At 62.8% G+C, this 13,252-nt stretch carries 12 protein-coding genes; 4 read left to right on the top strand and 8 right to left on the bottom strand.

The window, feature by feature from the left end:
- Positions 1-270 precede the first annotated feature (270 nt).
- A complete protein-coding gene (locus NKI50_RS17685; protein ID WP_352481383.1) occupies positions 271-972 on the bottom strand; it encodes a phosphatase PAP2 family protein in 702 nt (233 codons plus the stop codon).
- 14 nt (positions 973-986) lie between these two features.
- Positions 987-1,325 carry a hypothetical protein gene (locus tag NKI50_RS17680; RefSeq protein WP_023718878.1) on the bottom strand — a complete coding sequence of 113 codons (339 nt, stop codon included), beginning with the start codon at positions 1,323-1,325 and terminating at the stop codon, positions 987-989.
- A 203-nt stretch (positions 1,326-1,528) separates the two neighbouring features.
- On the opposite strand from NKI50_RS17680, the gene NKI50_RS17675 reads away from it, so the two are divergent.
- Positions 1,529-3,520, top strand: coding sequence for a PhoX family protein (locus NKI50_RS17675; protein ID WP_352481384.1), 1,992 nt, complete (start codon positions 1,529-1,531; stop codon positions 3,518-3,520).
- A gap of 103 nt (positions 3,521-3,623) precedes the next feature.
- On the opposite strand, the gene NKI50_RS17670 is transcribed toward NKI50_RS17675, so the two are convergent.
- From NKI50_RS17670 to NKI50_RS17655, 4 genes are all read right to left on the bottom strand, one after another.
- Positions 3,624-4,304 carry a GNAT family N-acetyltransferase gene (locus tag NKI50_RS17670; RefSeq protein WP_352640364.1) on the bottom strand — a complete coding sequence of 227 codons (681 nt, stop codon included), beginning with the start codon at positions 4,302-4,304 and terminating at the stop codon, positions 3,624-3,626.
- The gene (locus NKI50_RS17665; RefSeq protein WP_023718881.1) at positions 4,301-4,792 is read right to left on the bottom strand and encodes a MarR family winged helix-turn-helix transcriptional regulator; all 492 of its coding nucleotides are present in this window, start codon (positions 4,790-4,792) and stop codon (positions 4,301-4,303) included. Before NKI50_RS17665 ends, NKI50_RS17670 begins: the two co-directional genes overlap by 4 nt.
- A gap of 137 nt (positions 4,793-4,929) precedes the next feature.
- Positions 4,930-5,691, bottom strand: a complete 762-nt coding sequence (locus NKI50_RS17660) for an ABC transporter permease (protein ID WP_023718882.1) — start codon at positions 5,689-5,691, stop codon at positions 4,930-4,932.
- Positions 5,692-5,705: 14 nt separating this feature from the next.
- Positions 5,706-6,632, bottom strand: a complete 927-nt coding sequence (locus tag NKI50_RS17655; protein ID WP_352640363.1) for an ABC transporter ATP-binding protein — start codon at positions 6,630-6,632, stop codon at positions 5,706-5,708.
- Positions 6,633-6,895: 263 nt separating this feature from the next.
- Here NKI50_RS17655 and NKI50_RS17650 point away from each other — a divergent pair, with 263 nt between their 5' ends.
- From NKI50_RS17650 to NKI50_RS17640, 3 genes are all read left to right on the top strand, one after another.
- Positions 6,896-8,269, top strand: a complete 1,374-nt coding sequence (locus tag NKI50_RS17650; RefSeq protein ID WP_023718884.1) for a cytochrome ubiquinol oxidase subunit I — start codon at positions 6,896-6,898, stop codon at positions 8,267-8,269.
- On the top strand, positions 8,266-9,270 hold the full coding sequence (locus NKI50_RS17645; protein WP_352717213.1) for a cytochrome d ubiquinol oxidase subunit II: 1,005 nt from the start codon (positions 8,266-8,268) through the stop codon (positions 9,268-9,270). The genes NKI50_RS17650 and NKI50_RS17645 overlap by 4 nt, the downstream gene beginning before the upstream one ends.
- 101 nt (positions 9,271-9,371) lie before the next feature.
- Positions 9,372-11,906, top strand: coding sequence for a mechanosensitive ion channel family protein (locus NKI50_RS17640; RefSeq protein WP_352717211.1), 2,535 nt, complete (start codon positions 9,372-9,374; stop codon positions 11,904-11,906).
- Positions 11,907-12,133: 227 nt separating this feature from the next.
- Here the strand turns inward: NKI50_RS17640 and msrA are convergent, their stop codons facing one another.
- Entirely contained in the window at positions 12,134-12,862 is a 729-nt protein-coding gene (gene msrA / locus NKI50_RS17635; RefSeq protein ID WP_352640360.1) for a peptide-methionine (S)-S-oxide reductase MsrA, read from the bottom strand.
- 77 nt (positions 12,863-12,939) lie between these two features.
- Positions 12,940-13,248, bottom strand: a complete 309-nt coding sequence (locus NKI50_RS17630) for a hypothetical protein (RefSeq protein ID WP_352640359.1) — start codon at positions 13,246-13,248, stop codon at positions 12,940-12,942.
- Positions 13,249-13,252 lie beyond the last annotated feature (4 nt).

Here is a 13,252-nt window from a genome sequence, read left to right as displayed (position 1 = left end):
TTATGATGGTTCAAGCATCATCTTGCATATGTGAAACATGCAGCACTCTTTGCCAGCCGATGCGCTAGCATGCTACAATTTCGGCATCGTTTGGCGGGACATCCATTGCGATCCCGATTTCACAGGCAACGACTCAAAAAGGATGAGCAGGTGAAGATATTCAATGCGTTGGCGACCTCGACAGCCTTGCTGTCGATGGTTTTCCTGCTGGCAGGCTGCGGTCATGGCCTGATCAACAGGCTGATTTGACCGCAAATCGACTGACATGAGTCAGGTGCCGCCGGCCCGCCCGAGCCATCGCTGCAGGAACCGGGCCGCAAGCCAGCACAGCATCGCCCAGGCAAAGCCGGCGCACCAGCCGGCCAATACGTCGGAGGGCCAGTGGACGCCGAGATAGATGCGGCTGATGCCGACCACCACCGTCGTCAGCACCGCCAGACCGAGCACATAGATCTTCGTTGTCCGCCCGGGCAAAAACCGCGCCGCCATGCTGCCCAGCGTCAAATATGTCACCGCCGACAGCATGGCGTGGCCGCTCGGAAACGAAAGTGATGCCACGTCGGCGAGATGCGAGACCAGATCGGGGCGCGGCCGATCTATATCGAACTTGAGCACGCTTGACAGGACCTGGCCGCCCGCTACCGCGATGAACATGAGAAGCGCCGCGCCTGGCCTGCGGATGAGGAGCAGATAGACGATCATTGCTGCCGTGATCAGCATCAACACGCTGGCGCTGCCGAGGCTGGTGATGTCGCGCATCGCTCCTTCCAGCCACGCCGGTCCGATCGGATTGTCGGGTTGGCCGGCCTTGCGGAAGGCAAGCAGGATTTCGGTATCGAAGGCATGCGGCGTAGTGGCCCGCGCCATCTCCATTAGCTCCTCGAACCCCCACAGCCCGCCGGCAATGATCAGCCCGGCCAGCAGAACCGGGAACTCCAGCCAGTTGCGCAGTCTGCTTGCGGTCTTCTTCATCGGCCCGATCGCAGTTACAGCCTTTGCAGATAGGGTCCGAGCGTGATCAGCGCCACAGCTGCGATGGCAAGCACGATGCCGGTCGCCTGCAAGGCATTGACGCGCTCGCCGAAGAAGACCAGCGCCACCACATTCACCGACACCAGCTGGATCACCGCTGACAGGCTGAACGACACCGACATGCCGAATTCACGGATCAGCCTCAGCATGATCAGATTGCCGAGCGAATAGAGCGCCAACGTCAGCACGATCTTGCCAAAGCTCGGCGCCAGTCCCCATTGCTTCGCCGCCGTCGCCGCAAGCAGGAAGATCACTGTCGAAATGCAGAGCTGCCCAAGTCCCCAGAAACTCACTTTTTGCTCCTCCCGATGCGGTCCTTGCGCGCCTGCCGCAGCTCTTGTTTCCGAAGCGCCGGTCGCGGTCAAGCGGGGCTGATGTTGGGCACGAAATCGCAGATGGCAATTAGCCGGCATGTCATCAAACTGTGACCTGCCGGCGATACCGGATTGGCCAGGCAACACGCTCCAGCAATCTATCCAGCCAGAGGCAGGCCCCTATGACCGAACATCGCACCCCTGACGCCCATTTCCGCACCAGCCTGCTCGAGGAAAACGATGGGCCAGGAGCCAATCCCAGCGACAACCGCACCATGGGTGAGATCATCGCCGCGCGGTTCTCGCGCCGCGGCTTCCTCAAGGGCTCGCTTGCCGTCTCGGCCATAGCCGCTACCGTCAGCCCGCTGGCGCTGATCACCGCCGACAACGCCCGCGCCGCCGAAGGCTCCGCCTTCGCTTTCGACGAGCTCGAGGCCGGCATCGACGACAAGCATCACGTTGCACCCGGTTATGACGCCGACGTGCTGCTGCGCTGGGGCGATCCGCTGTTCGCCGATTCGCCGGAATTCGATCCGACAAAACAGTCGGCGGAAGCCCAGGCCAGACAATTCGGCTACAACAATGACTATGTCGGTTATATCCCGATCGACGGCTCGGCCGAGCACGGCCTGCTGGTGGTCAACCACGAATACACCAATCCGCACCTGATGTTTCCGGGCCTCGTCACCATCGTCGATGGCAAAGCCAAGCAGGCGCCTCTCAGCAAGGAACAAGTCGACGTCGAGATGGCCGCGCATGGCGGCACCATTGTCGAGATCCGCAAGGAAGCCGGCAAATGGCAGGTCGTTCGCGACGGCAAGCTCAACCGCCGCATCACCTCCAACACCGAGATCGCGCTGTCCGGCCCCGTCGCCGGCCACGACCGCGTCAAGACCAGCGCCGACCCGACCGGCACGAAAGTTGTCGGCACCGTCAACAATTGTGCCGGCGGCGTCACGCCGTGGGGCACCTATGTCATGGCCGAGGAGAACATCCACGGCTATTTCTCGGGCGAGCTGCCGCAAGGCCACAAGGAAGCGGCCAATTACAAGCGGCTCGGCATTCCCGAAGGTGCTTATGAATGGGCAGCGCATTACGACCGTTTCGACATCGGCAAAGAGCCGAACGAGCCGAACCGCTTTGGCTGGATCGTCGAGGTCGACGTCCAGGATCCGACTTCGGTGCCGAAGAAGCGCACCGCAATGGGCCGCTTCAAGCATGAGGGCGCCGAATCGATCGTCGCCAAGGATGGCCGTGTCGTCTTCTACCTCGGCGACGACGAGCGCTTCGACTATGTCTATAAGTTCGTCACCACAGGCAAGTTCAATCCGGACGACCGCGCCGCCAATATGGATTTGCTCGACGACGGCACCTTGCATGTCGCCAAGTTTGCCGACGACGGTTCGGTCGAATGGCTGCCGATCGTCTTCGGCCAAGGGCCGCTGACGGCGGAGAACGGCTTTGCCAGCCAGGCCGACGTGCTGATCGAGACGCGCCGCGCCGCCGACCTGCTCGGCGCCACCAAGATGGACCGCCCTGAAGACATCCAGCCCAATGCCGCCAACGGCAAGGTCTATGTCATGCTGACCAACAATTCGAAGCGCAAGGCCGATCAGGTCGACGCCGCCAACCCGCGTGCCGAAAATGCCTTTGGCCACATCATCGAGATCGTCGAGGACGGTGGCGATTTTGCCGCCACCAAGGGCAAGTGGGAGGTGCTCTTGAAATGCGGTGATCCCTCGGTTGCGGCAGTCGGCGCCACCTTCTCGACCGCAACCACGGCCAATGGCTGGTTCGGCATGCCGGACAATTGCGCGGTTGATTCGACCGGCCGCCTCTGGGTCGCCACCGACGGTCAGGGTCCGAAGGCCACTGGCCGCACCGACGGTCTGTGGGCGGTCGATACGGAAGGGCCGGCGCGGGCGACCTCAAAACTGTTCTTCCGCGTGCCGATCGGCGCCGAAATGTGTGGTCCCCTGTTTGCGCCGGACGACCAGACCGCTTTCGTTGCCGTCCAGCATCCAGGCGACGGTGGCGAGGACTGGGAGGCTTTCGGCCGTCCGTCCTACTATGAGGATTTGTCGACCCGCTGGCCCGACTTCAAGCCGGACATGCCGGTGCGGCCGGCGGTCGTTGCCATCACCAGGCAAGGTGGTGGCAAGATCGCGGTCTGACACGCAGCAAGGTCTTGCAGTCTCAAGGAAGGATTTCGGCGATACGAAATCCTTCCTTTCCCGATGCGGGATGCATCCATGCTACGCATTATGCGCCGACGAATCATTCGGTGCGCTGAACCACGGCCACATTCATTGTGCTTCGCAACCTGAAGCCAATGGACTCGTAAAGTCTAATGGCCGTGGCGTTGCTGGCATAAGCGTGGAGATAGGGAATTTCGTCGCGCGCCACTATCCGGTTTGCCACGAATATGGACAACAGCTTGCCCAGGCCACCGCCGCGAAATTTCGGATGTGAGCACACTCCGCTGAGTTCGGTATAGCCAGGTTGCTTCATGCGCTCGCCGGCCATTGCTGCAAGTCTGCCCTCGATTTTCACACCCCAAAAATCGCCCAGGCTCAAGGCTTCGAGCGTGAATGGGCCAGGCTTGGTGACCAACGCCAGAGCCAGCATCTCAGCGGCGTCGTCTCGCGTCAGACGTTGCACGCGCCCGTCGGACACGATCTGCAATGGCTGCTCGGCAATCATCTGAACCCCGGCCGCGGTCGAAGTCGCGGAAAGCCCCGTGGGCAGAGCAATGGCGTCCGCTTGAAGCAGGATCACACTCTCGCCCGGGGAGACAAGCTTTTCGAGCGCCCGCAGGCTTTCCGCGTCGTCCGCGCCAGTGGCGGCGAAAGGAACAATCGACGGCCGATGTCGCCTGGCGAGGTTGCCACCTTGCGCGAAGGCCTGATGTCGCGTCTGAAGCGCGCTCCAGATCGGGCGGTCAAGCAGGTGTTTCATTGCACGGCATCTCTCGGTTTTGGTGCACGACGGTCGAGAGGAGCCGCGGCGAGGCCGTCCTCGATGGCGGCCAACTGATCGAGAAGCGGCCCCGAAAGATCCGCGCACAGATCCGCGACGGCGTTCTCGATGCGCGGCCAGACCTCGCGCTTTGCGACATCGACCAGCCGCCGGCCGTCCCTGGTGAGGGAGACGATCCTGCGCCGCTGGTCATCGATCGACGGACTGACCTCGAGCAATCCCAACTCGGCGAGAAGCGAGACGCTTCGCGTTACGCCTGGCTGCGCGATGCCAAGGGATTGCGCCAGTTCCCCGACAGGCAGGGGGCCTAGCCTGTCGAGCGCGGCCAGCAGTGGGTACTGGCTCGCCTGAACCGGAACATCCAGCCGGTCGAGAAGGCGCTGCGCCTCCGCTTGCAGTTGCTCGCCTATACGCTTCATCCTGCTGCCCAGGCACAGGAAGCCAAGCGATCGTATGACGTCTTCCATAGGCCAATCCGCCTCGCGATAAATCATAACATGATATATAACAAAACATGAAGGTCAAGGGGCTATCGTTGCAGGGGCTGCACTCAGTGCTGTTTCCGTTGATCGATAAGGCTGCTTTGCTTGGCAAGGCCAATCGATCAGTTGCGCAGCCGGTAGCCGGTTCTGAAGATCCAGGCGACGATCGCTATGCAGACAAGCAGGAAGACCACCGTCATGCCGAGGCTGACGCCGACCGAAACGTCGGATTTGCCGTAGAAGCTCCAGCGGAAGCCGCTAACCAGGTAGACCACCGGGTTGAACAGCGTCACCGTGCGCCAGATGCCGGGCAGCATGTTGATCGAATAGAAGCTGCCGCCGAGGAAGGTCAGCGGTGTGATGATCAGCAGCGGCACCAGCTGCAGTTGCTCGAAGCTTCTTGCCCAGATGCCGATGATGAAGCCGAACAGGCTGAAGGTCACGGCCGTCAGCACCAGGAAAGCGAGCATCCAGAACGGATGCTCGATCGTCAGCGGCACGAACAGCGAGGCCGTCGCCAAAATGATCAGGCCAAGCACGATCGACTTTGTCGCCGCACCTCCGACATAGGCGATGACGATCTCCAGATAGGACACCGGCGCCGACAGCAATTCGTAGATCGAGCCGACGAATTTCGGAAAGTAGATGGCGAAGGAGGCGTTGGAGATCGACTGCGTCAGCAGCGACAGCATGATCAGCCCCGGCACGATGAAGGCGCCGTAGCTGATGCCGTCGATCTCGGTGATGCGCGAGCCGATGGCCGAGCCGAAGACGACGAAATAGAGCGACGTCGAAATGACCGGCGAAACGATGCTCTGCAGCACAGTGCGAAGGGCGCGCGCCATCTCCACCCGATAAATCGCCCATACCGCATGAAGGTTCATGGCCGCGCGCGGGTTCATGCCTGTTTCCTCACCAGATTGACGAAGATCTCCTCGAGCGAGCTGTTTTCCGTATCGATGTCGCGGAACTGGATGCCGGCCGCCTCGAGCTCGCGGATCAGCGAGGCGACGCCCGGCCGTTCGCTCTGGTTGTCATAGGTATAGGTCAGCTGCCCGCCATCGGGCGAAAGCTCCAGCGCGTAGTGCGAAAAAACATCGGGAACGGTGGCCAACGGGCTGCGCAGTTCCAGCACAAGCCGTTTGCGGCCAAGCTTGCGCATCAGCTCGGCCTTGTCCTCGACCAGCACGATCTCGCCGCGGTTGATGACGCCGACGCGATCGGCCATCGCCTCGGCTTCTTCGATGTAGTGCGTGGTCAGGATGATGGTGACGCCGTCTTCGCGCAGCCGGCGCACCATCGCCCACATGTCCTGGCGCAGCTCGACATCGACGCCGGCGGTCGGTTCGTCGAGGAACAGGATTCGCGGCTCGTGCGACAACGCCTTGGCGATCATCAGCCGGCGTTTCATGCCGCCGGACAGCGTGATCGCCTTGGCGTCCTTCTTGTCCCAGAGCGACAGGTCGCGCAGCACTTTTTCGACGAACGCCTTGTCCGCCGGCTTGCCGAACAGGCCGCGGCTGTAATTGACCGTCGCCCACACGCTCTCGAAGGCATCGATGGTCAGTTCCTGCGGCACCAGCCCGATCAGGCCGCGCGCAGCGCGGTAGTCGCGGTTGATGTCATGGCCGTCGACCGTGACGGTGCCCGACGAGCGGTTGACGATGCCGCAGACGATCGAGATCAGCGTCGTCTTGCCGGCGCCGTTCGGCCCCAGCAGCGCAAATATCTCGCCGCGCACGATATCGAGATTGATCTCCTTCAACGCCTTGAAGCCGGTGGCGTAGGTCTTCGTGACCCCGGAAATCGAGATGATCGGCTGCATGGCTGAAAACGGCTGCTTGAAACAGAGTTGTTGATTTAATCCGCTGAATGTCGGTGCGCAAATCCGGATGTCAATGGCGCTCCTGACAGTTCTGGACATCGAGGTTCGCCGGAATAGGCAACACCCGCCTGGTCGTCCAGCAAAATTCCACGCAAAAGCAGATTAACCGGCACTGCGGCGTTCCGCCTCGCGGCGGGACGCCGCTTTGACCGCCCGGCGCATGAAGCCTATCCTTGTACAAACAAGCAGCAGCTGGAGCCGCCATGGACCCGCTCATCCTGTCGCGCATACAGTTCGGCGCGAACATCTCGTTCCACATCCTGTTCCCGGCGATCACCATCGCGCTCGGCTGGGTGCTGCTGTTCTTCAAGCTCCGCTACAACGCGACAGGCGACTCCGCCTGGATGCGCGCTTATTTCACCTGGGTTAAGGTATTCGCGCTGTCCTTCGCCATGGGCGTGGTTTCCGGCGTCACCATGAGTTTTCAGTTCGGCACCAACTGGCCGGGCTATATGGAGACGGTCGGCAACATCGCCGGCCCGCTGCTGGCTTACGAGATCCTGACGGCCTTTTTCCTCGAGGCGGCGTTCCTCGGCATCATGCTGTTCGGCTTCCGCCGCGTCTCAAACCGCGTCCACACGCTGGCGACGGTGCTGGTAGCCGGCGGCACCACTCTGTCCGCCTTCTGGATCATCGCCCTCAATTCGTGGATGCAGACGCCGGCCGGCTTCGAAATTCGCGATGGTGTTGCGCACGCCACCGACTGGTGGGCCGTTGTCTTCAATCCGTCCATGCCCTACCGGCTCGTTCATATGCTGCTTGCTTCGGGGCTGACCGTCTCGTTCCTGATCGCTGGCCTGTCGGCGCTGCGCTATCTCTACGGCGATCGCTCGGAATCGATGTGGAAGGCGCTGCGCACCGGTGTCTTCGCCGCCGCGATCCTGATCCCGATCCAGATCTTTGCCGGCGACCAGCACGGCCTCAACACGCTTGAACATCAGCCGCAGAAGATCGCCGCCATGGAGGCCAACTGGAACACCGGTCCCAACGTGCCGCTGGTGCTGTTTGCGCTTCCCGACGAAGCGGCCAAGGAGAACAGGTTCGAGCTCACCATTCCCGACGGCGCCAGCCTCATCCTCAGGCACAGCGCCGGCGGCATCGTACCGGGGCTGAACGATTATGCCGGCAACCATCCTCCGGTGTTTCCGGTGTTCTGGGGCTTTCGCATCATGGTCGGCACCGGCCTGTTGATGCTCGTCGTCTCCTGGTCGGCGGCCTTCTTCCTCAAGCGTCGCCACAGCCTGCCTAAGCCGCTGGCGCTGGTCATGGTGCCGATGGCACTGTCCGGCTGGCTGGCGACGCTGGCCGGCTGGTACACCACCGAGATCGGCCGCCAGCCCTGGCTGGTCACCGGCGTGCTGCGTACCGCCGATGCTGTCGGCCCGGTCGCCGGCAGCCATGTCGCGCTGTCGCTCGCGGTCTATCTCATCCTCTACGTGCTGCTGCTGATCGCCTATCTCGGCGTGTTGGTGCATCTGGCATTGAAGGCGGCGAAGGATGGTGACACCTCGCCGCTGCCGGGCGTCATGAACAGGCCGCTGTCGCAGCCGGTTGCGCAACCGGGAGAAACATCATGAGCTTCGACTGGCCGACCCTGTTGCCTCTGATCTTCGCCGGCCTGATGGGCCTAGCCATCCTGATCTACGTCATCCTCGACGGCTTCGATCTCGGCATCGGCATCCTGTTCGCCGCAGCCGAAGACACCGAACAGGATACGATGATCGCCGCCATCGGCCCGTTCTGGGACGCCAACGAGACCTGGCTGGTGCTGGCGGTCGGCCTGCTGCTGGTCGCCTTCCCATTGGCGCACGGCACCATCCTGACCGCGCTCTACATTCCGGTTTTCGTGCTGCTGGTCGGCTTGATCCTGCGCGGCGTCGCCTTCGATTTCCGCGCCAAGGTGCCGGCCGGCAGGAAGCACCGCTGGAACCGCATCTTCTTCCTCGGTTCGGTCATCGCGTCGCTGGCGCAGGGCTATATGCTCGGCGTCTATGTGCTCGGCCTCGACGTCGGCCCTGGCGGCATGGCTTTCGGGGCGCTGGTGGCGCTCTGCCTTGCCGCCGCCTACGCGGCGATGGGCGCGGCCTGGGTCATCTACAAGACGGAAGGCGACTTGCAGAAGAAAGCGGTGCTGTGGCTGCGCACGGCACTGGTGCTGACCGCGCTCGGCATGGTTGCAGTATCACTGGCCACGCCCTTTGCCAGCGCGCGCATCTTCGACAAATGGTTCGTCTGGCCGGCCATGGTCTATTTGTCGCCGTTGCCGATCCTGTCGGCAGTGCTGTTCCTGTGGCTGTGGCGCCAGACCTTTCATCTGCCGAAGCCCGACGATCGCCACGCGCTGCTCCCGTTCCTGACATTGGCCGCGATCTTCACGCTTGGCTTTGCCGGGCTCGCCTGGTCGTTCTACCCCTTCGTCGTGCCCGACCGGCTGACCATCTGGCAGGCTGCTTCGGCACCCGAAAGCCTGGCCGTCATCCTGGTCGGGACAGTCGTCGTGCTGCCGATCATCATCTTCTATTCGTTCTTTGCCTACCGCGTGTTCGGCGGCAAGGCGACGGATCTGACCTATGACTGACCGGCTTCGCCGGCGCCGCCCGAAACAGAATATTCATCTTCAAGCGGAATAACCTTCTCTGGCCGGCCCAGCAGAATCGCCGGCAGAAGAAGGGCAACAGAATGACCCCCTTTTTTGCGGCGAGACAGGATCGGCTGTTGCTGATGCTGATCCGGACGGTCGCGCTGGTCGGCGCACTCGCGCTTGCAGGCCTGCTGCCGGCCATGCCGCAGGCGCATGCGCAGGACGCGGCCAGCTGGACCGGCGTGTGGGACACGAAATGGCGCGGCGGCGGCGCCCAGATCAAGTTCGAGCAGACCGGCGCCGACGTAAAGGGCGTCTACCCGCTTTACAACGGCCGCATCGAGGCCAAGGCCGAAGGCGACAAGCTTGTCGGCCACTGGTTCGAAGGCGACCGCCAGGGCGCCTTCACCTTCGTCCAGTCGCCTGACGGCGAAAGCTTCATGGGCCGTTTCGATGTCGCCACCGCCGAATGGTGGACAGGCGTGCGCGTCAGCGCCGTCGAGGACGTCCGTGTCGACCAGTCGAGCCCGATGAGCACCATGCGCTCGTTCCTGCAGACGATGAACGAGAGCGGCGCCGACAACGTGCCGCGCGCGACCGGCGGCGGCATGGGTCTTGCCGGTCTGGCAGCGGGCCTCGTCGACGTCACCGAGGCCGACCGCGGCGGCCTCAACATGCCCGATTACACCAAGCTCCTGTTCACCGTCATCGACAACGCGACGTTCCGCCTGTGGAGCCTGCCGCATGATACGATTGCCGGCGACGAGGTGACGGCGACGCTCCCGCAATATGGCACCAGGGTTTCCTTCGATCTCACCTTTCGCCGCAAGAATGGCGAGTGGTCTATCGTCGGGCCGCCACTTGGCCAGCTTCAGGCCAAGCTCGCCGAATTCCAGGAAGCGCGTGGCGAAGCCGTCGACATGGTCGACGATCCGAGCAGGCTCGCCTCGCCACGCGATACGTTCAAGGTACTGTTGAGCGGCCTCACCGAGGCCGGCGATCCGGCACAGGCGGCGCTCGACCTGCGCAACTACAGTCAGGCGGTGCGCGGCGACGAGGCGTTCCTGCTCGAGCGCTATCTCAAAAAGGTCATCGACCGCATCGGCTATGTCTACTGGCAGGAGATCCCCGACGACCCGAAGAGCAACACCCCCTTCATCTATTTCGAGCATCCCGCCGGCAACATCGTCATCGGCCCGGTCGAGACCGAGAAGGGCAAGATCTGGCAGTTCACGCCCGAGACGCTCGCCCACATCCGCGCGCTCTACGCCGACGTGGAAGACGTGCCGGTGGCGCCGGAGTTCGCTGCCTTCGCCAGCACCGACCCGTTCTTCATCGCCCGTGGCCTCGCCCGCGAGATCAGCCCCGGCCTGCTCACCCGCGCCGGACCGATGGAGCACTGGCAGTGGTGGATGCTCGGCCTTGCCGCAGTGGCCGGCATCGTTTTCGGCTTCATCGCCAATGCGCTGATTTCCTTGATTGTGCGAAGGACGGACAGCTCGGCCTTCTTCCGCATCGTCGAATGGGCGGTGCGTTCGATCGTGCTTGGGTTCTTCCTGCTGTTGACGCTGCGCCCGCTCGGTCTGCCGCAAGTGGTCGCCGCCCCGGTCAAGGCAATCGCCTGGAGCTTGATCGTGATCGGTGCCGTGCCGGTGGTCTGGCACCTGATCGGCAAGGTCGCCGAACACTATCGTGGACTGTGGCAAGTGCCCGGCTACCACGACACGCTGATTTCGCTGTCCACCGGCGTCGCGCGCGTCGCCGTGCTGGTCGTCGCCTTCCTGCTGTTGGCCGAAGTGCTCGCCATTCCCTACGAAGGCGTCATTGCTGGTCTCGGCATCGGCGGTCTGGCGGTGGCGCTGGCGGCGCAGCCGACGCTGCAGAACTTCCTCTCCGGCCTGACGCTCTATGCCGATCGGCCGGTCAGCGTCGGCGACTTCTGCAAGTTCGGCGACCAGTCCGGCACGATCGAGCATATCGGCATGCGCTCGACACGCATCCGGTCGCTCGACCGCACGATAATCTCGGTGCCGAATTCGGATTTCGCCGGCATGCAGATCGAGAACTACGCGCATCGCGACCGCACCCGGTTCGCGACGACGCTGCAGCTGCGCTACGAGACGACGCCCGATCAGCTGCGTTACGTCCTGGCCGAGTTGCGCAAGCTGCTGATCGCCCATCCGCGCGTCATCGACGAGCCATGCCGCGTGCGCTTTGCCGGCTTCGGCGCCTATTCGCTCGACATCGACGTGTTCACCTACGTCAAAACCGCCGACGTGGCCGAATTCCAAGCCATCCGCGAGGACATCCTGTTGTCCATGATCAACATCATGGATGATGCCGGCGCGCAGTTCGCCTTCCCTTCGTCACTGGAATACAGAGCCACCGATCTTGCGGTCGACGACGAAAAACGCATCGCCGCGGAGAAAAGGGTCAGCGATTGGCGCGAGGCGGAAAACCTGCCTTTCCCCGAGTTCAGCCAGATCGACAAATTTGCCCTCAACAACACGCTCGCCTACCCGCCTCGGGGCTCGGCGCATTATCGTGAGACAGAGCCCGACCCGGACTCGGCCGAGGCAAAGGCGACACTGGAGAAAGTGCGTTGGAGCCTGCCCTGGAAAAAGGGGAGGTAGTTTCGAGACGTTGGCGGGACAGCACCCCCCTCTGGCCTGCCGGCCATCTCCCCCGCAAGGGGGGAGATTAGCAGTTTCAGCGCTCCGCTCGTCCTGAACGTTGGAGATTTGGCGAAGGTCGAGGTGATAGCCGATCTCCCCCTTGCGGGGGAGATGTCCGGCAGGACAGAGGGGGGTGCGAAGGATCGCCGACGCTTATTCTCCGTCGCGCCCGCCGGCGCAAAAAATCAGCTCTTGTTGGCGGCCAGCACCAGCACCGGCTTTTCGCTGTAGAGATTGGGGAACAGCCGCTCCAGATTCTCGACCTTGGGCAGATCATTGTAGACGATATAGGGATAGGTCGGGTTGAGCGTCAGGAAGTCCTGGTGATAGTCCTCGGCCGGATAGAAGGTCTTGCCGGTCTCCAGCGTCGTCACGATCGGCTTTGCAAACACCTTGGCCCTGTCGAGCTGGGCGATGTAGCTTTCGGCGATCTTTTTCTGCGTGTCGTTTTCGGCAAAAATCGTCGAGCGGTACTGGGTGCCGCTGTCCGGCCCCTGGTAGTTCAGTTGCGTCGGATTGTGCGCGACCGAGAAATACACTTGCAGCAGCTGGCCATAGGTGACTTTGGACGGCTGATAGGTGATCTCGACGGATTCGGCGTGGCCCGTCCGGCTGGTACCGACCATTTCATAGACGGCCGTGTCCTTGTCGCCGCCGGCATAGCCGGAGACCGCGCTGGTTACGCCGTTGACGTGCTGAAACACGCCTTGGACGCCCCAGAAGCAGCCGCCGGCGAAGACCGCCTTTTCGGTCCCGGCGGTGGCCTTCTCGTCCATTGCCGGCGGCGGGATCACCACCGCGTCTTCGGCCGAGACTGCCGGCGTCTGCCAGAACACGGCAGCGGCGGCCGTGAGAATGAGCGCGGCAAGTGCTGTTTTTGCGAAAATCGACGATCGTTTCAGGGCTCCGGTCATGTCTGATCTCCCATGATGCTGGTGTGGATTATACGACGGATAGATCCGCCGGGCTCTCACATTGCTGTGCGCATCGCCTATTTGGCCGGAGCCATGGCATCGCAGGCCTTGGTCGCCTCTGCCTTCTTCATGGCGTCCGTCTCGGCGGCGGCCTTGTCCATGCAGTCGGCCCTCATCGGATCGCCCGCCTTCATCGCAGTTGTGGCCATTGCATCAGGCGCCATGGCGCCGGCCGGCTTCATGGCATCGGTTGCCGGCTTCATGGCGTTTGTCGCCATGGCGTTCGCCGGCTTCATCGCATCTTCGGCCCGCGCCGCGCCTCCGGCGAACAGCGCCGTCGAGCAAAGTGCGAGGGCGAGTGCCGCCAGGGTCAGGTGATTGGTCATGGTG

The sequence above is a fragment of the Mesorhizobium sp. M0563 genome (assembly GCF_040321065.1).
GTDB lineage: Bacteria > Pseudomonadota > Alphaproteobacteria > Rhizobiales > Rhizobiaceae > Mesorhizobium.
The sequence above is the reverse complement of the archived record's forward strand: the minus strand, read 5'-3'. Positions and strand labels throughout refer to the sequence as shown.

Bases quoted from the DNA above. Each gene is read 5' to 3' on its own strand.
- NKI50_RS17655 (WP_352640363.1), bottom strand. From the start codon at position 6,632: ATGCAGCCGATCATCTCGATTTCCGGGGTCACGAAGACCTACGCCACC.
- NKI50_RS17660 (WP_023718882.1), bottom strand. From the start codon at position 5,691: ATGAACCTTCATGCGGTATGGGCGATTTATCGGGTGGAGATGGCGCGC.
- NKI50_RS17675 (WP_352481384.1), top strand. From the start codon at position 1,529: ATGACCGAACATCGCACCCCTGACGCCCATTTCCGCACCAGCCTGCTC.
- NKI50_RS17670 (WP_352640364.1), bottom strand. From the start codon at position 4,304: ATGAAACACCTGCTTGACCGCCCGATCTGGAGCGCGCTTCAGACGCGA.
- NKI50_RS17650 (WP_023718884.1), top strand. From the start codon at position 6,896: ATGGACCCGCTCATCCTGTCGCGCATACAGTTCGGCGCGAACATCTCG.
- NKI50_RS17685 (WP_352481383.1), bottom strand. From the start codon at position 972: ATGAAGAAGACCGCAAGCAGACTGCGCAACTGGCTGGAGTTCCCGGTT.
- msrA (WP_352640360.1), bottom strand. From the start codon at position 12,862: ATGACCGGAGCCCTGAAACGATCGTCGATTTTCGCAAAAACAGCACTT.
- NKI50_RS17645 (WP_352717213.1), top strand. From the start codon at position 8,266: ATGAGCTTCGACTGGCCGACCCTGTTGCCTCTGATCTTCGCCGGCCTG.
- NKI50_RS17630 (WP_352640359.1), bottom strand. From the start codon at position 13,248: ATGACCAATCACCTGACCCTGGCGGCACTCGCCCTCGCACTTTGCTCG.
- NKI50_RS17640 (WP_352717211.1), top strand. From the start codon at position 9,372: ATGACCCCCTTTTTTGCGGCGAGACAGGATCGGCTGTTGCTGATGCTG.
- NKI50_RS17665 (WP_023718881.1), bottom strand. From the start codon at position 4,792: ATGGAAGACGTCATACGATCGCTTGGCTTCCTGTGCCTGGGCAGCAGG.